General features: G+C 34.4%; 17 protein-coding genes. All 17 read right to left on the reverse strand.

The genetic code is table 11. The features are described from left to right. Positions 1-965, reverse strand: a 965-nt coding sequence (locus STRIC_RS02015; protein WP_200857363.1) for an IS30 family transposase, incomplete at its 3' end; no start/stop codon positions are given. 172 nt (positions 966-1,137) lie between these two features. Then, the gene (locus tag STRIC_RS02020; RefSeq protein ID WP_008087548.1) at positions 1,138-2,541 is read right to left on the reverse strand and encodes an APC family permease; all 1,404 of its coding nucleotides are present in this window, start codon (positions 2,539-2,541) and stop codon (positions 1,138-1,140) included. 107 nt (positions 2,542-2,648) lie between these two features. Next, a complete protein-coding gene (ftsH, locus tag STRIC_RS02025) occupies positions 2,649-4,634 on the reverse strand; it encodes an ATP-dependent zinc metalloprotease FtsH (RefSeq protein WP_040831842.1) in 1,986 nt (661 codons plus the stop codon). 21 nt (positions 4,635-4,655) lie between these two features. Further along, positions 4,656-5,198 (reverse strand): hypoxanthine phosphoribosyltransferase, encoded by a 543-nt coding sequence (hpt, locus tag STRIC_RS02030; protein ID WP_008087572.1) that lies wholly within the window; start codon positions 5,196-5,198, stop codon positions 4,656-4,658. Positions 5,199-5,202: 4 nt separating this feature from the next. Continuing rightward, the gene (gene tilS, locus STRIC_RS02035; protein WP_008087751.1) at positions 5,203-6,486 is read right to left on the reverse strand and encodes a tRNA lysidine(34) synthetase TilS; all 1,284 of its coding nucleotides are present in this window, start codon (positions 6,484-6,486) and stop codon (positions 5,203-5,205) included. Continuing rightward, on the reverse strand, positions 6,483-7,769 hold the full coding sequence (locus STRIC_RS02040) for a serine hydrolase (protein ID WP_008087600.1): 1,287 nt from the start codon (positions 7,767-7,769) through the stop codon (positions 6,483-6,485). Before STRIC_RS02040 ends, tilS begins: the two co-directional genes overlap by 4 nt. Continuing rightward, a complete protein-coding gene (locus STRIC_RS12855) occupies positions 7,766-7,900 on the reverse strand; it encodes an SP_0009 family protein (RefSeq protein WP_008087752.1) in 135 nt (44 codons plus the stop codon). Before STRIC_RS12855 ends, STRIC_RS02040 begins: the two co-directional genes overlap by 4 nt. Before the next feature lie 2 nt (positions 7,901-7,902). Continuing rightward, a complete protein-coding gene (locus STRIC_RS02045; protein ID WP_008087696.1) occupies positions 7,903-8,274 on the reverse strand; it encodes an FtsB family cell division protein in 372 nt (123 codons plus the stop codon). Beyond that, positions 8,261-8,533, reverse strand: a complete 273-nt coding sequence (locus tag STRIC_RS02050) for an RNA-binding S4 domain-containing protein (RefSeq protein ID WP_008087592.1) — start codon at positions 8,531-8,533, stop codon at positions 8,261-8,263. Before STRIC_RS02050 ends, STRIC_RS02045 begins: the two co-directional genes overlap by 14 nt. A gap of 25 nt (positions 8,534-8,558) precedes the next feature. Continuing rightward, positions 8,559-10,070, reverse strand: coding sequence for an oligosaccharide flippase family protein (locus STRIC_RS02055; RefSeq protein WP_008087723.1), 1,512 nt, complete (start codon positions 10,068-10,070; stop codon positions 8,559-8,561). Beyond that, a complete protein-coding gene (gene mfd, locus STRIC_RS02060) occupies positions 10,033-13,533 on the reverse strand; it encodes a transcription-repair coupling factor (protein WP_008087713.1) in 3,501 nt (1,166 codons plus the stop codon). The genes STRIC_RS02055 and mfd overlap by 38 nt, the downstream gene beginning before the upstream one ends. A 3-nt stretch (positions 13,534-13,536) precedes the next feature. Beyond that, positions 13,537-14,106 carry an aminoacyl-tRNA hydrolase gene (gene pth / locus STRIC_RS02065; protein ID WP_008087708.1) on the reverse strand — a complete coding sequence of 190 codons (570 nt, stop codon included), beginning with the start codon at positions 14,104-14,106 and terminating at the stop codon, positions 13,537-13,539. A 75-nt stretch (positions 14,107-14,181) separates the two neighbouring features. Then, positions 14,182-15,297 carry a redox-regulated ATPase YchF gene (gene ychF, locus STRIC_RS02070; protein WP_008087794.1) on the reverse strand — a complete coding sequence of 372 codons (1,116 nt, stop codon included), beginning with the start codon at positions 15,295-15,297 and terminating at the stop codon, positions 14,182-14,184. 92 nt (positions 15,298-15,389) lie between these two features. Then, on the reverse strand, positions 15,390-15,770 hold the full coding sequence (locus STRIC_RS02075; protein WP_008087633.1) for a helix-turn-helix domain-containing protein: 381 nt from the start codon (positions 15,768-15,770) through the stop codon (positions 15,390-15,392). A 119-nt stretch (positions 15,771-15,889) separates the two neighbouring features. Beyond that, on the reverse strand, positions 15,890-16,087 hold the full coding sequence (locus STRIC_RS02080) for a DUF951 domain-containing protein (RefSeq protein ID WP_008087800.1): 198 nt from the start codon (positions 16,085-16,087) through the stop codon (positions 15,890-15,892). Positions 16,088-16,157: 70 nt separating this feature from the next. Continuing rightward, on the reverse strand, positions 16,158-17,294 hold the full coding sequence (gene dnaN / locus STRIC_RS02085) for a DNA polymerase III subunit beta (protein WP_008087746.1): 1,137 nt from the start codon (positions 17,292-17,294) through the stop codon (positions 16,158-16,160). Positions 17,295-17,449: 155 nt separating this feature from the next. Then, the gene (dnaA, locus tag STRIC_RS02090; RefSeq protein ID WP_008087544.1) at positions 17,450-18,805 is read right to left on the reverse strand and encodes a chromosomal replication initiator protein DnaA; all 1,356 of its coding nucleotides are present in this window, start codon (positions 18,803-18,805) and stop codon (positions 17,450-17,452) included. Positions 18,806-18,865 lie beyond the last annotated feature (60 nt).

Raw genomic sequence — 18,865 nt, forward strand, 5'->3', positions numbered from 1 at the left:
CTTGGGCGCTCATTGATGGCAGTAATATAATTGTCAAGTTCTTCAGAGGTTAGTGGATTAAGTGAGACTCCTTTAGGGACATATTCTCTGAGGAGGCCATTGAAGTTCTCGTTTTTTCCTCTCTCATGTGAAGAATAGGGATGTGCAAAGTAAACTTCAACAGCTTCTAAGTTTGAGAGTAAACTAAACTCAGAACCATTATCCGCTGTGATGGATGCAATAGGATACTGACTGATGAGATGCGTGACAGCACGGTTAATGGTTTGGGACTGCTTGTCTTCTAGCTTAACTCCTAGTGCATAGCGTGTCTGGCGCTCTACCAAAGTCAACATAACAGCTTCACCTTTGGTTTTCTTGCCGAGAACCAAATCAATCTCCCAATGCCCAAATTCAGAACGATCATTAATATATTCTGGACGTTCTTCGATAGATTTACCTAAAGTCTTCTTATTCGTCTTCATGACTTTCTTAGAACGTTTTCTGATACTAACCATCTTAGGCAAATCGATTGGTTTAATAGCTAATACCCCCTCTTTGATATAACGATAAATCGTTTTGGTAGAGGGGACGACTTCTTCAGGATGGTTCACTTTGTAAGTCTGAACAAAACTATCCACACTATGGAGACGAATGTTAGCCGTCAAGGCAGATTCTAATTGTTCAATGAACCTAGCGGAGCAGTCATTCAACTTGAGATAAGAACTCTTTTGACGATTGGTTTCATAGACACGTTGCCCACTATCAGCGAAATAGGCGTTGAAGAAGGTTTGTTTTCCATTCTTATCCTTTACCTGTTCTACTGAACCACGTTTTATTTCTCGGCAGATTGTAGAACGGTGACGACCCAAGAGTCGAGCAATCTCAGCGGGTTTCTTTCCCATTTTAAGATAAGCAGCAATTTCACCCCGTTCTGTGGCTGAAAGATGAGAATAGGATGATTTTCTGGTAGAATTAATGTTGGACATGTTCATCTGCTTTCCATACTGAATTGGGGAATTCTAGTATATCAGACGAACATGTCTTTTTTGTTGCACTTCATTTTACAACGTGGGTTGTTTTTTACAAATAGATTTAAGTTATATTACTGTTTGTAACTCAAAAATGGAAATTGCTATAAAATAAAGAACTTTGATGTCATCAAAGTTCTTTATTAAAATGCTCTTTAGAATGCTTATAACCATATAATACATAAATTAGTGTACCTATTAAAGTACTGATCGCAAATGCTAGCCAAGTAAAAGGCATATATTGACTCATGAAAGATGCACAAATAATAATGGCTAGAATTGGTAGAAAGGGAACAAAGGGAGTTTTAAATTCACCTTGTTTAGGAGCTCCTTGACTTTTGCGCAGACGTATAATGGCAAAAGACATAATAATCAAATAGGCAAGTGTTGTGATATTAACGAACTCTGCTAGGCTTGCTAAAGGAAATAGGCCAGCAAATATCATTGATAATAAGCCAACAACTAAAGTCGCATTTTTAGGAACTTTAGAGATTGCTGTAATTTGATAAAGAGATTTTGGAAGTAATCCATCACGACTGATACTATATACAATTCTAGCAAGAGCATATGTCATTGAAATACAGACAGTAATCAAAGTTAAAATGGCTACAATAGAAACGTAATCAGCTGCCCAAGTTAATCCTACACTTCTTAAAGCAAAAGCTACAGCATCTGGAACGTTTAACTTCGTGTAATGTACAATACCAGTAAGTATCATTGTGACAACGATATATAAAATCGTCACTATAGTTAACGATAACACTATGCCTCTTGGAACTGTTTTTTGAGGATCTTTGACCTCATCAACTGTCATGGAAATGGATTCAAAACCTAAAAAGGCAAAAAACATGACTGATGCTCCCGCAAAGATACCAGTTTGACCACCATAAATTTGTCCAAGTCCATAAGGAGCAAAATTGGACCAATTTTGACCATCAATAAAGAAAATTCCTACTATAATAAAAAGCGCAAGTCCAGAGAATTTCAAAATCACTAAAAAACTATTAAATCTCAAAGCTGCCTTTGAATTCATTAACACAATGGCAGTCACAAAAAACATAACTAAGACAGGTAATAAGTCAATATAGGTACCTTCTTTAGCATTATAAGTTCCATTCAATGCAGCAGGAAGTGTTATTCCATAGTTTGCAAGCATGCCTTTTAGATAACTTCCCCATCCTACAGCAACACTAGATATAGCAGTTAGGAACTCCATAATAATGTACCAACCTACTATCCATGCAGGAAATTCACCTAAAGTAGCGTAAACATAACTATATGCTCCTCCATTAGATGGAATCCGAGAAGCAAACTCTGCATAAAATAAGGCAAGTATAGCAATTGCTATAGCTGATATAACAATAGATATTGTTAAAGCAGGTCCTGCATAATTAGCGGCACCAATTCCTGTGATAGTAAAGATACCAGTTCCAACCATGGAGCCGAGTCCTAAGAAAACAAGATCACTGACTTTCAAATGTCTATTCATTTCAGTTCTTGTGTCATTTTTGCTTTTTTTACGAAATATTTTCATTGTTTTTTCCTAATTCAATGGTTTTATTCCAATAGTGTATCATTTTTTAGAAACATTGTAAATTTCATTAAAAAAGAGTCAGGATACCCTGACTCTCATTCGAACAGTTAAACTTGATCAGTTTTTTTTGTTTCTGACATTTTATCTTTGATTTCATCATAAGATAAAGCATGAATTTCTTTTTCTTCTGCATCTGGATCATTAGGCATTTTACCAGTCTCATAAATAGACTTGATTTGAGCTGCATCCAATGTTTCATATTTAAGTAAGGCTTCAGCAATTAATTTATGAGTTTCTCGATGTTCTTTAATAATGTCTGCCGCTTGATTACGTGCTTGATTTAATAAGTCACGAACTTCATCATCGATTAACTGTGCCGTCTGAGCAGAATAAGATTTTTCTGGAGACAATTGTCCTGGCATCATAGCATGATTGCCTTCATATTGAACCGGTCCAAGTTTTTCACTCATCCCATATTCAGTAACCATAGCACGAGCCATTTGTGTTGCTTGTTCAAAGTCATTTGATGCTCCCGTTGTCTGAGCATTGAAAATAATTTCTTCGGCAACACGTCCACCCATAAGTCCTGCTAATTGTTCTTTTAAATCGTCCTTAGAAAGAAGCATTTGATCTTCTTTTGGAAGTGCAATCATATAGCCTCCTGCACGTCCACGAGGAACAATTGTTACTTTATGAACAACTCGAGCATTTGATAAGACTAAACCAACAATTGTATGTCCTGCTTCATGATAAGCAACCATTTCACGTTCTTTTTTGTTAACTTGTCTATCTTTCTTAGATGGTCCCGCAATAACACGGTCCTCTGCTTCGTCAATATCACTAGCATCAATTTTATCTTTATTGCGACGAGCCGCAACTAAAGCTGCCTCATTTAAGACGTTTTCAAGATCGGCACCAACAAAACCTGGCGTCTGCTGAGCAACAACTTTTAAGTTAACATCTTCAGCTAATGGCTTGTTTTTGGCATGGACACGTAAGATGGCTTCACGACCTTTGACATCTGGACGTCCAACTAAAATCTTACGGTCAAAACGACCTGGTCTTAAAAGGGCTGGATCAAGCACATCGCTACGATTGGTTGCTGCAATAACGATAATATTTTCATTGCCTTCGAAACCATCCATTTCAATGAGGAGTTGGTTCAAGGTTTGTTCACGCTCGTCATTACCACCGCCCATACCTGCGCCGCGACGACGACCAACAGCATCAATTTCATCGATAAAGATGATTGCACGTTCAGCTTTTTTAGCATCTTCGAAAAGAGAGCGAACACGACTAGCCCCGACACCGACAAACATTTCAACGAAGTCTGAACCAGAAATACTAAAGAAAGGAACGCCGGCTTCACCAGCAACAGCTTTAGCAAGCAGTGTTTTACCAGTTCCCGGAGGACCCTCTAACAAGACCCCAGCTGGGATTCTGGCACCGAGTGCTTTATATTTTTTAGGATTTTTAAGAAAATCAACAACTTCAACAAGCTCTTGCTTTTCTTCTTCAGCGCCAGCAACATCTGTAAAGCGAAATTTGACATCGCTTTTAGACTGTGATTTCGCTTTGTTTTTACCAAAACTCATGGCACCTCTAGCACCGCCGCCGCCTTGATTCATCATCATCATCATGAAAGCAGCAAAAATGATAATTGGCAAGAAACTCATTAAGAAAGTGATCCAAGTACCACTTGAACTTTCTTGTTTGACATTAATTTCAGTATCTGTCTTATCCGCTGCCCCTGTCATTTCTTTCAAAATAGAATCAGTCGGCAAAACCAAAGACGTGAATTCTGTTACTTTTGTCGAAGTACCATTTCCTAAAAAAGATAAACCTGGTTCAACCGAAACCTTTTGAGGTTTTTCGTACTTACCTTTTACTTCAATGATACTGCCACTTGGTTGATAACTAAGCGTTTTAATATCACCAGCTTTTAACTGTTTGATTAATTTTGAATAACTAATCTGTTGGCTTTGTGTACTAGTTCCTTTTAAATAATATTGAAATCCTGTTATGACTACAACAATCATTAATATATATATGAAGGAATTTTTTACAAAACCATTATTTTTATTATTTTTCATATAGTAATAATTGACCTTTTTCTATTTTGAATAGACTTCTTCCTTTAAGACTCCTACATATGGTAAGTTTCTATAATTTTCTGCGTAGTCCAAACCAAATCCAACAATAAATTCATTTGGAACATCATAACAGACATAATCCGCATCAATCTCTACCACACGTCCTTCTGGTTTATCAAAAAGAGTCGCAATTTTAATTGATTTTGCTTTACGATATTTGAACATGTCTCGTAAATATTTTAAGGTACGACCCGTATCGATGATATCTTCAACAAAAATAATGTCTCGACCTTCAATATTGGTATCAACATCTTTTAAAATTTTGACCTCACCACTACTTATTGTACCACCATGATAGCTAGAAACAACCATAAAGTCAATTTCTACGTGCGTATCAATATGTTTCATTAATTCTGCCATAAATGGAACAGAACCTTTTAAAACACCTACCATCAAAGGATTTTTCCCCTGGTAATCTTTAGTTAATTGTTCGCCAAGTTCTTTTGTTTTTTGAATAATGTCCTCTTCGGTATAAAGAACTTTTTTAATATCTTGCTCGAGCATGCTGTCACCTTTTTTCTAATTTATCAATATACAGTTTAGCCAACATTATATCATGTTTAGAAGCTTTTCTCAAATATGTTTTATCACCTACAATGACAAAAATAATGCGATTATCTTGTTGTCCTATAATAGCATTTTGACGTTGCTTAGCAGTGAATTTTTCATCAATAAAGAGACGTCTTAATTTTTTTGAAAACTTCCCAAAATCAATACTATCTCCAGCTTGACGTCCTCGTAATTGAATTGATGATAAACTGTATAAAGGTATTTCTATATCAGTACTCTTTTTTAACTGCTCCTTTTTAAAAGCAAAGGAGTATTGCTGATATATAAGCACACTATCATATTCTAGCATTTGAGATGGTAATTTAAACTCCGTCTTAGGAATGATTTTAGTGATTTGAAAGACATCTTCCTCCAGTATCAGTGAATACTGGTTTTTTAGATAGATTGTGCCTTGTTTTTTCTCTTTAATTAATCTTAATAACTCTTTAAATTGCGCTTTTTTGAGTGTTAATTCAGGAATTTTATCAAGGTAATCTTGTAATAAAAAATATTGGACTGCTTCTGTTTGGTTCAAGAATTCACAACGATTAGTCACCTCTACATCCCGAGTTAATTCTCTAAAAGCTTGAAAGAGGTACTCGCTTTCAAAAGATAATTCTTGCAAAGCCTGTGTGATATTAGGATTTTCTTTTTTTAGTGTTTCTATGTACTGATGACGAACACGATTCCTAAAATAGGATAAACTATAGTTAGAATGATCTTCAAAATGATAAGGTATTGGCAAATCAGCCTTAGTCAATGTCAGAAAAGGACGAATAAGTTCTCCGTTACCAAATGGCTGACGATCTCTGATACCGACTAAATGTCTCAAACGACTTCCTCTTATGAGTCTCATAAGGATAGTTTCTGCCTGATCATCTGCATGATGAGCTGTGACTAAAGCGGTATAATTTTCTTTAAACATGATTTGCTTAAAGAACTGATAACGAAAAACACGCGCCTTTTCTTCTGAGAATTCTCCATTGAAATAAGCTACGTGAAAAGGAATATCTTCTTTTCTAGCCCATTCTTTTAAATAAGTTTCTTCTTCTTCTGATGCTTGTCTTTGTTTATGATTGACATGAGCAATCCCAATTTCAATCCCTAATTCTTTTTGAAAGGTATGCAAAAAGTGCAGTAAATTCATTGAATCTACTCCACCCGATACGGCAATCAGCACTTTTTGATGCTTTGAAAAATAAGCTTTAGATTGAATCAAACGATAAATTTCTTGATAGGTCATTTTAAAATAGTATAGACATCATCAGCGATATTAGTAATGTCATCATAGGAAGCTTGATCGGTCATAATAGAGATAATAAATGGTGTATCTACGTATACAATAGCAACATCATGTTTAAAATCGTAGGCATCTCCAATTTTATGTGCTACAGGAACAGTTATATTTTTAGAAATACGTTGATTATCAAATTCGGTGTCAGATAAGTAAGAAATAATCTCTCCATTTTGATAATAAATTGCTTCCATCATATTAGCAGCAGCTCGTGAAGAGAGTATACGTTCCTCCATATCCCAATTACTTCCTGTTAAAGCCCTTACTTCGTTCATGAAAGATTGGTCATATTGGTGACAGATATAATAACCTAAAATATTAGTAGCTACATTATCTGACTGTTGAGCAACAGCCTTTAATAGCGTCTCAACACTATATTCTTCTTTATTAGCTGTTTTACTAATTTTACCACTTCCTGATGGGTCATAATCCCCATAAAAATGATTAACTTTATCAAGGTATTTCAAAGCTTTATCTTTTCTTATTTTCCCTTGATTTAATTGCTTTTGGACATGATAAAGAGTTGCTAATTTGGAAATACTTGCAGCATACATGCGTTTATCTGCGTTTATTCCCGCACTAGCTTGGGTATTCAATTGTTTCACAAAAATAGAGTAATTCTCTTTTTGGTATTTTTGAGTCAACATTTCTTGAACTTTAAGCATTCGATTATCTGTCATCGAAACTTCTAAATCATTGATCCAACCTTTTCCATCGACATACAGATAAGTGCCATGTTGGGTTTGAGCTGTTTTTTGAACAGATAGCTTTTGTCCAAAGTCAAATGAAACATTAGCTTCTTTCACTCCCAAGACGTAAGGCTCTTGATATACTGTCATTTTTTTTTGCGCCCAAGCTGTCATATTCGTCTTTGATTCACTAATCATTACATCTTCAAAAACAATATGTCGACTAGCTTCTAGATAAGTCCCATCAGTTAATTCAAAAACAGGAATCTGATGGGCATTAATCAAAAGGGATTTAAGTTTAAGCTCTTTATTAGGCTCTAGTCTTTTTTGAACTACAGTTAATTCAGGATCTGTATAAACTTCTGTTTCTTGAAACAAGTTTGGGTTAATTGGTAAGGAGTGATAATAAGTATTAGCTGTAACCACATCTTGACGTAATTGATAAAGTGTAGTATTTGAAAACGCCATTGATTTTTCAGTACTGATAACTGTTAAAGGTGTCAAGAAAAAGGTCATTAACATCACTGTTAATAACTTTTTCATGACAATTCCTTTCTAGCAAGTGTTTTATCGCTCTTTTTTTCAACTAACTCTTGATTCTTTTTTTCAAGTTCTGCTAACTTGATATCTGAAAAAGATAAAAAGGTTTCGATTTTTTCAATAAGATTATCCATTATTATTTTGGTAGTAATCCAGGAACTGGATAAATCACTTCTCCTTCTCGTGATAAATAATATTTAGCACGTGCATATTTTTTAACAAATTCTTCGTTTTTTAACCGTTTGGCTAATTCTTTTTCCGCTTTGGTACTTTTGTTTAAGCTATCGTATTCTTTTTGCAATTTAACAACTTGTTCGTTTTGTTTTTCAAAACCAACATAACTTTTAACCAAATTATAAGTCGGCAAGATAAATAGAAACATCATACTCACCAAAATCCATCCCATAAAACGATTTCTCTTTTGAATTTCTTCTTCTTCAAAACGTTTTTTGAGATTTTCTTCGTTAATGTAGTGGTTATTTAATTGAACAACGCTAGACTTCTTCATGACTTTCAATCCTTGTCTCACTGATGATATCGTACATTTTTAAAGCATCTTCTTTTTTCGTACTATCTTTCATTTCCAGTACACGGACCGTTAATAGTTTATTTCCAAAACGAATTTCGATGGTGTCATTTAATTTTAAATCAGTTGAACTCTTAGCGAGTACTCCATTCACTTTGATACGTCCTTTATCTGCAACTTCTTTAGCAACAGGGCGACGTTTTATAATTCGTGATACTTTCAAAAATTTATCTAATCTCATATATTACCCCACAATCCCTTTCATTTTACCATTTTTCCTTTATAAATGGTAGGAAAGACCATAATTTCTGATGGAAAACAAGGAATTTACGGCATAACAATAAGAAGACTAAAAGTCCACTCACAGCCACTATAAGTAAACTAGCTAAAGTTTGTAAACGTGTTTTGACAGGTAAATAAGGCATTATCACATGCATCACCAAAATCATCACCAACAAAGCCAAAAAGTATTTAACATTAATGACAGTTGTTAAGTTTATTTGTGCCAAAAAGACATAAAGACATAGCACAAAAACAAGTGGTAGAAGTGTTGATAACGAACTCCCAAGAATTCCATAATAGTAAGTTAATATAGGTGTTAAGACTAACTTCACTAAAATCCCAATACTTAAGATATAAAACGACTTCCGGCGAAGATTTTCAATAAAACATTTTTGGTGACAAAATTGGATAACACTAGACAAAAAGATAACACCTAAATACAAAGCTAGTGGCAACCATGCTTGATTATCTTCAAATAATAACTGATTCATCAAATGCAAGATAGTGACATAACCAGCAGTCAAGGTTAAATTAAAATAACATATAAATTCAAAAAAGAATTGACTTTCTTTTTGGTAGTCTTTTTTATCATGATGATGCAATTGCGTCAAACGTGGTAAATAACTAGTAAATAAAGCAGTAGTAAAAATCAATCCAAATTGAATTAAAGGCTGACCTCTATCATATAGCCCTTTGGTAACCTCAGCTAGGATTTCTGAATAGCCAGAAGAAACAAGGCTATTTTTAACAAAAAAGGAATCGATTAATTGAAAAATTAAAAGGTAAATAGCATAAAAAGTAAAGATAAAAACAGATAATCCTATATTTTTCATCTCCTTAAAAACTAAATGCCCTTTTAGAAAAGATATCAAGGAATAATCACTACGCTGTTTCAGATAAATTAAAACGATTAAGCTAGCAATTAAATTACCGCTGGCCGCTACATTGGCCATAAGATAAATGGTCCAATCATAATAGAAACAGCATAAAGCAGCAACAATGATAATAACAATTCGGATGATCTGTTCCATAACTTGACTAATAGCGGTAGGTGCCATATCAAGTTTTGCTTGAGAAAGGCCTCGATAAAAAGAAATAAAAGGAACTGTTAACAAAGTACATCCTGTCAAGATAATAGCAGGTGCTAATTTAGGTGTTCCAATCCAAAATGCAAGCTGTCTATGCCAAATAAAAAGGCCAGTAGCAAATAAGACACTCAGTATTAATTGTAAAGCAAACAAAGTCTTTAATTGATCAGGCTTCTTTCTTTGTGCAATGCTCGCAATCACATTAGGAAGAGCAGTTAAACTTAAAGCTGAAATAATAGCTAAAAAAGGGTAGATTTGCTGATAGGCGTAAAAACCCCTGTCACCAACTAGATTTTGATAGGGAATACGATAAATAGCTGCTAAAAATTTTGATACTAAACCACTAATGGTTATAAGCAGACTTGATTTTTTAGTTTGATCTGGTAACTTTTCTAGATTTAATCTCACTAAGTGCTTCTCCAAACGTTATCAATTCTTCTAAGATATCGTAAATCTTTTTATTTCTGATATCAAAGATAATATCAATTTTACCTTTATTTTCGCTAATTTTCGCTTTTAAACTCGTTTTTGATAAAGCTTCAAAATAATCTTGAGTTAAATAATATTGTAACGAGGCTTTTTCAAATCGCACAAGAAGTTGATTCGTTTTCTTTTCAAGTATTTCCACAAAGGCATTATCTATATAATACTTAAGTAGTCCTATCTCTAATAAGTAAGCTACTTGATCTGGATATTCTCCAAAGCGATCCATGATTTCTTCTTGTAATTCAAGATAAGCATCCTTGCTATCAATTTCACGAATTCGTTTATAAATCTCAATTTTTTGACGTTCATCTTTTAAATATTCTGCTGGCAAGTAAGCATCAATTTGTAAATTAATCTCCGCATTTCCTTTTTTACGCACACTTGTTTTACCTTGTTTAGCCGCAATGGCTTGTTCTAGTAATTGTGAGTACATTTCAAAACCTACCGAATCAATGAAACCACTTTGAGAAGCTCCCAGAATATTTCCTGCCCCACGAATAGATAAGTCTCTCATGGCAATTTTAAAACCAGATCCAAGCTCTGTAAAGCCTTTTATAGCTTCCAAACGTTTTTCAGAAACTTCCGAAAGCACCTTGTCTGGTCTGTACATAAGATAAGCATAGGCGATTCGATTGCTTCGTCCAACTCTTCCTCGAAGTTGATAGAGAGTTGACAATCCCATATGATCGGCATTCTCAACAAACAAGGTATTAACATTTGAAATATCGACTCCCGTTTCAATAATTGTTGTCGCTACTAAGACGTCGTATGCCCCATTAATAAAGTCAATTAATGTATTTTCTAGTTGAATTTCACTCATTTGACCATGAACAAAACCAATAGAGGCTTCCGGAACTAATTCTTGTAGTTCTGATAATTTCTTGTCAATCGTGTCAACTTTATTGTAAACGTAGAAAACTTGACCATTTCGGTCCATTTCCCTAATAATAGCTTCCCTAATAAGGCCTGGATTATTTTCTAAAACATAAGTTTGCACAGGATAGCGATTTGTCGGAGGCGTTTCAATAACGGATAAATCACGAATCCCTAACATAGACATGTGTAAGGTTCGAGGAATTGGGGTAGCAGTTAAGGTCAGGACGTCTACTTTGGTTTTCAACTCTTTTAATTTTTCTTTATGTTTAACCCCAAAGCGTTGTTCTTCATCAATTACGATTAAACCTAAATCTGAAAAAATAACATCTTTAGAGAGAAGACGGTGTGTCCCTATAATAATATCAACTTGTCCTTTTTTTAGTTTTTCAAGGGTTTGTGTTTGTTCTTTTTTACTTTGGAAACGGCTTAAAACAGCTATCTCAACGGGATAGTTTTCAAATCTGATTTTAAAATTATCGTAGTGCTGTTGTGCCAAAACTGTTGTAGGGACTAAAATAGCAACTTGCTTATGGTCATTAACAGCTTTAAAAGCTGCTCTCATTGCCACCTCTGTCTTACCAAAACCAACATCACCAACCAATAAACGGTCCATCGGTTGACTGCTTTCCATGTCCGTTTTAATTTCTTTAATCGATCTGATTTGATCATCAGTTTCTGCAAAAGCGAAGTCATTATCAAAAGACTCTTGTAAGTCATCATCTTTTGAAAATTGAAACCCTTTTTGCTGACTTCTCTCAGCATACAACTTTAATAAATCATCTGCTATATCTTCGACTTGTTTACTGACTTTTTGTTTGGTCTTTTGGAATCTACCGTCATTTAATTTGTTAATTTTAGGCTCTTTACCATCAGCCGAAACATATTTAGAAAGCTGTTCAATTTGTTCAACAGGTAAAGAAATGCGGTCTGAATTTTGATATTGAATAGTGACATAGTCTCTATGAATACCTTGAATTTGGATTGTCTCAATACCTAAAAAGCGTCCAATCCCATGGACATTATGGACGACATAATCCCCTTTAGACAGTTCGTTATAATCTTTCAAGCGTTCGGCATTACTAATGTTAGAACGGCGAACTCGTCTTTTTATCGTCTTATGATAGATTTCATGTTCTGTAATGAAAGCTACTTTTTCATCTGCAAAATAAAAACCAGTGGAAAGGTGATCAATAATGATTTGTGCTTTTCCTTTTTGAATAGCGTCAGCTGAAACAAGGGGAAGTTGAAACTGATAATCATCAAAGGATTTGAGTAATCGTTCATAAGCTTGCTGAGACTCTACTTGAACCAAAACTGTGGCTTTTGATTTTTGATAACGGTTAATTTCATCAATTAACAAAGGAAATTGATTGAAAAATTCTTGCATCGCATATTGAGTCAAGCTATGTAAACGATCAAATTTAATATTACCTAGACCTTTATGAAAATTTGAGAAAAAGGTTGCCGGTTTATAATTGCGAAATTGGCGATAATTATCTGCAAAATAAGTTTGACTTGCAATAGCTTTACATTGTTGTAAATCATCTGTCAACAGATGAGCTATTTCCAAGTCAAATTTGGCATTACGATCCACAATTTTCTGAAAGTCATCTAAAAAGAGAGGAGTTCCCTTAGGGATATAATCCATAAGGGTCCAATTGTTATCATAAAAAAGGGCTTTAAACTTTCCAATATCTTTGTGTTTGAAACCGTCAGTAGTAACCGCTTTTACTTCTTCTAAATAGGTCCTTGTTTCAGAAGGTGCAGATAACATAGCTTTCTCTAAATTTTTTAACCCTCGTTCTAAATCCTCTTGACTGAAAATCAGGTCAGTTGCTGGTCCTATTTTAATGCTATCCATTTGCTTTAGAGATTTTTGATCATCCGTATCAAAACTTCTAATCCCATCAATCTCATCACCAAAAAATTCGATTCGAAAAGGAGTTTCTTCTCTTATTTCATAAATATCTAAAATATCTCCTCTATGACTAAATTCGCCTGGAGCTATAACCTGAGATACTTTTTGATAGCCTAAACGATGAAGTTTTTTAGTGATTTGAGTAATATCTTCTTCTTGTCCGATAGTCAGTTGAAACTGACTCTTTTTAAAAAAATCTGGCTGTGGCAGGATCGTTCTAAGGCCAGCTAAAGAGACTAATAAAATACCTTTCGTTTCTTGTTGACTTAAAAAACTAAGAGCTTCTACTCGTGAAAGAGCCTTATCAAGTGATGAAAAAATAAATTCTGCTGCTGCAACATCATCTGCAAAAAATTGATAAACGTATTCTTCGCCTAGCAAGACAGATAAGTCTGAAGCTAATTTTTCCATCTCGTTTTGACTGGAAGTTACAACGACTATTTTTTCTTCTTGGGTTAAATAAGCTGATGCGATAGCCATTGCTTTGCTTGACCCTGAAAGTCCCATCACTAGTTGTCTGCCTAATGTACTTAGTCCTGCCTGCCAATTTTGAATGATCTTATTTTGACTAAATAATTCTAAATGATTCATATCTTATCCATTAAATTTCTGCATTGTTTTTTCAAAATCATCTTCTTGTAAATAGAAATTGACAGCCTTGACAACCTTGTCAAGTATCAATGAGATGGTAATACTGTCTTCAGTGTTAAATTGACCTAAAACGTGATTGATAACAGCCATGCCTTTGGGTGGTCTTCCAATACCAATTTTAATGCGGTCAAACTCTTGGCTTCCTAAATGAGTAATAATGGATTTAATTCCATTATGTCCCCCTGCTGAACCTTTTTGTCGGAAACGTATCTTTCCAACTTCCATATCCAAATCATCGTAAATCACAATCAAATCTTCAATAGCGATATTAAAATAAATACTTAATGCTTTAACTGCAATGCCACTATTATTCATAAAAGTTGTTGGTTTTACAAAATAGACCTTTTCATGATTAATGAAAGTCGAACCAACTAAAGCTTTGAAATTTTTATCTTCTGTAAACTTGATGTCAATATCATTGACAATTCTGTCAATTGCCATAAAGCCAACGTTATGTTTGGTGTGATTATATTTTGAACCAGGATTACCTAGTCCCACTATCATTTTAACCATTTTTACCCTTTCTATTCTAATAGCAAAAGGGTTGGAATAACTTATTCCAACCTAATTCTGTTATTTTTCTCTTTCTTAAACGTTAAAGCGGAACTCCATGATATCGCCATCTTGAACGATATACTCTTTTCCTTCTTCACGTAATCTTCCTGCTTCTTTAACAGCTTTTTCAGATCCATATGTGATTAAATCATCATAAGACATGGTGACAGCACGAATAAAGCCTCGTTCAAAATCTGAGTGAATGATACCAGCCGCTTGAGGCGCCTTAATCCCACGTTTAAATGTCCAAGCACGGACTTCTTTTTCACCTGCTGTAAAATAAGTGCCTAGTCCTAAGATATGATAAGCTGCTCTGGTCAATTTATCAACGCCTGATTCAGTAAGCCCAATAGCTTCCAAAAATTCTTCTTTATCCTCATCGTCAAGCTCTGAAATTTCTTCTTCTGCACGCGCTGAGATAACCACTACTTCAGCATTTTCAGTAGCTGCAAAGTGACGAATTTGTTTGACATAATCAATATCATCTGGATCAACAACTTTATCTTCATCAACATTTGCTACATAAAGTACTGGCTTAGTTGTTAACAAGAACAGCCCTTTAACGACTTTTGCTTCTTCGTCGGTGAAATCAATAGTACGAGCTGATTTACCATCTTCAAGTACTGGTTTGATTTTTTGAAGAACATTAAACTCTGCTACTGAGTCTTTGTCTTTTTGGGTACGAGCCATTTTTTCAACTCGAGCATAACGTTTATTGATAGAATCTAAGTCTGCTAAAATCAATTCTAAATTAATGGTATCAATATCTGCCATCGGATCCACAAAAGCATCATCACGGCCTTGTTCACGCATGACATTTTCATCATCAAAAGCCCGAACAACGTGAACAATAGCGTCCACTTCACGGATGTTAGCTAAGAATTTATTACCTAGACCTTCACCTTTTGAAGCACCTTTTACAATACCAGCAATATCAGTAAATTCAAATGTAGTTGGAACTGTCTTTTTAGGCGTAATAAGCTCTGTTAATTTGTCAAGTCGCTCATCTGGTACTTCAACCATCCCCACATTAGGATCGATAGTCGCAAAAGGATAGTTAGCAGCTTCTGCGCCTGCTTTTGTAATAGCGTTAAATAAGGTCGATTTACCGACATTTGGTAAACCAACAATTCCTGCTGTTAATGCCATATTTACTAAGTCTCCGTTCAAATTTTCAATCAAGACTATTATAGCATAAAAGTATGAGAAAAAGCCTGTCAAATGACAGACTAAATCATGAATTAGTAAAATAATTGCCTTAAATTTTGGGGTGCTATTCCTAAAAAATCAAGAAAAAGGAAAATCGAATATAAAACAAAAAATGCTATTAAAATATTTCCGAAAATTAACCAAAAATTTCTGATAACTGCTTTTATATCATAAGGTTTATTCTCAATAATCCGTTCCACAGTTTTTTCTGGTTTTTTACCTAATATTAACTGGTCCAAACTGACCTCAAAAATAGTAGCCAGTTTGATCAAATTTGTCATATCTGGACATGCTTCATTATTTTCCCACTTGGAAATGGCTTGTCTTGAAATAAAAAGTTGCTCTGCTAAATAATCTTGTGAAAAATTTTTTTCAAGTCGTAAATGTTTTAACTGCTCTGAAAACTTATTCATAATAAATGTTCCTTTCTTTTAATAACTCTATCATAATAAGTATTTTCATAAAAATATAGCACTTTTTGCAGCAACCAGAGCTAGCAAACTATCAGTATATAGTTATTTAAACAAGCTTTTTAAAGTTGCAACACTTTTTTTAATTTTCGTTCAAAATCAAATCGGTTCATCATAACAATATGATCACAATTGGTGCATTGAATCTTAATATCGGCTCCCAATCTGATAATTTTCCACTCATTGGCTTTTTTTCCTGTTGCTTTTACTGTACAGGCATGCGGTTTTTTCATTTCAACTAGTGATCCCAATTGGTACATAACTTTCCTCACTTATCTTAGTTGCTATGTCTTATGATAACAAAAAAAGCTCCCAGATGGGAAGCTTTTTTTAGTTAGTACGTACAGGCGTAATTAATTGGATAAAACTTTCTTCATCATCTCCTGGTGTTAAAGTGAAAGGTCTAACCGGAGATAAGAAATTAATTTTGACGGTTTCACTCTTAATAGCTTTTAAGGATTCGATTAAATAAGTTGGATTGAAACTGATGGTTAAATCGCTACCTGTTTGACTCACAACATCTAAGTCTTCATTAACTTTCCCTACTTCTGGGGAATTTACATGGGCAGAGATATGATTTCCCTCAATTTCTAATTTTACCGTCCCATTTTGAGTAGCATTTGAAATCAAGAAAGCACGTTCCATAGCATGACGTAACGATTGGGTATTAAAGACCACTTCCGTTTCAAATTCTGTCATCAATAGACGATCCGTATCTGGGTAATTGCCTTCTAGTAAGCGCGTGTAGAAAGAAATATGCTCGCTTCTAAATAGCATTTGACTTGGTGAGAAAAAGACTTCTACGGTTTCAATATCATCTGTAAAGACTGATGCAAATTCTCTCAATGACTTACTTGGAATCACCACATCAAAGTCGTTTGAATTTTTATCAAGTGTGATCAAACGTTGACTCATTCGATGTGAGTCTGTTGCAACAGCTTTAAAATCTTTATGTTGACTCAAAACCATATGCACACCTGTCAAGATAGGACGACTTTCTTGCAAACTAGCTGCAAATGCTGTTTTAGCAATAATCGATTTTAATAATTTAGTTTCTAAAACGAGAGGATTAGTCGTAGAAACTTCTTGGAGACGTGGGTATTGGTCAACGTCTTTTCCTTTTAGAGTGATTTCTGATTTTCCACTTGTCAATACAACTTGATGTTGCTCAATTTCTTTAAATTCTAACGTATGGTCTGGAAGACTTGAAATGATATTAATAAAGAAATTAGCTTCTAATAAAACGGCACCTGTTGAAGTAATTAGTAAGCCAGCATTATCATTGCTAACAGGAATAGTGTTAGCAATTGAAATTTGTCCATTAGAACCAGTTAAGGTAATATCTGTTGTACTAACTTCGATTTTGATTGTGGATAAAATAGGAATAGCATTTTTACTGCTAATAGCTCTTTTAGTAGCGTTTAAGGCTTGGATAAAAAGGGTACGATTTATGGAAAATTGAATCATGAAAACTCCTTTATTTATAAGTATTATATATAGTAGTAGTAGTAGGTCTTGTGTAAATAGTGGATAAGTCTCTTAGATAGAGTCATCTCTAAGCAAAGGGACTGTTCACAACTTGTGGATAACTTTTACTAAAATGGAGAATTTATCCACAAAGCTTATTTGATTTTATTTTTGATGGTTTCAATTTCGATGCGCAGACTCTCATCTTGGCTAATCATGTTTTTGATTTTGTTGTAAGCATGAAGTACAGTTGAGTGATCTCGTCCTCCAAACTCTTTTCCGATTTTAGGAAGACTGTTATCTGTCATTTCACGCGCTAAAAACATGGCTACTTGTCTTGCTAAGACGATATCTTGAGTTCTCTTAGTAGCTTTAATTTCTTTTACGGTAACATCATAAAATTTACCGACTTGAGATTGGATATCTTCAATCGGAATAATAGTCATTTTAGGTCCATCTTGTCTGCGAGCTCTAATGGCTTCAGCAGCGATGTCAACCGTAATAGTATCAATTTGTTTAAAATTAGCTACTAGACTGATATCTTTCAAAGCTCCTTCTAAATCTCGAACATTTGAATCAAATTGACCTGCTAAATACTCAATTGTATCCTGAGGAAAAGTAAAATGATAATCTTGAATTTTATTGGTTAAAATAGCTACACGCGTTTCAAAGTCTGGCGGGGTAATATTAACTGTTAACCCCCATTTAAAGCGGGTCACTAAACGATCTTCTAAATCGTTTAAATGGTCTGGAGTGCGGTCACTCGTGAGAACAATCTGTTTGTTATTATTATGAAGTGCATTGAAGGTATTAAAGAACTCTTCTTGAGTACCAGAGAGCGTTTTTTTCGCTAAAGACTGAATGTCATCAATTAATAGAAGATCTAAATTACGGAACTTTTCTTTTAATTCATCCATGGTATCAAGTCTGATGTGCACAACGAATTCATTAATGAAATTTTCAGCTGTAATATATTTGATACGGGCATTTGGATCCTCTTTTAAAACGGAGTTACCAATAGCATTTAATAGATGGGTTTTACCTAATCCAGGGCCACCCCAAATAAAAAGTGGGTTATAAGTTGTTCCCGGAGTATTAGCAACTGCTATAGAAGCTGCTACTGCCCATCGGTTTTCATCTCCTTGGATAAAGTTTTCAAAGCTATATTTAGCATTAAGATCAGATTTAACTGCTGGTAATTGGGTGAAACTTGCTTGATTTTGATTAGAATAAGAGGTATTTTGTTGTGGCTCGATGGCTAAATCGTCTTCAAAAACATATTCTACAGAAATTTGAGCATTATAGACTTCAAATCCTGCAGTTAAAATGACATCTTTGAGATTTTTTTCCCAAAAGAGTTCTTTCATACGATCTAAATAAATAGTTGCCACATGATTGTCCACTTTTAGTAAGCGAGCATCATGGACAAAAAATTCATAAGTTGCCTGTTTTAATTGGCTTTGAGCTAACTCTAAAACCCTATTCCAAAAAATGTGTTCATTTTCAGTCATATTAGGTTCCTTCTTGTGGATAATTCTAGGACTATTCTATCATAAAAAACGATGGTTTTC

The organism is Streptococcus ictaluri 707-05 (genome assembly GCF_000188015.2).
In the GTDB taxonomy this organism is placed as follows: domain Bacteria; phylum Bacillota; class Bacilli; order Lactobacillales; family Streptococcaceae; genus Streptococcus; species Streptococcus ictaluri.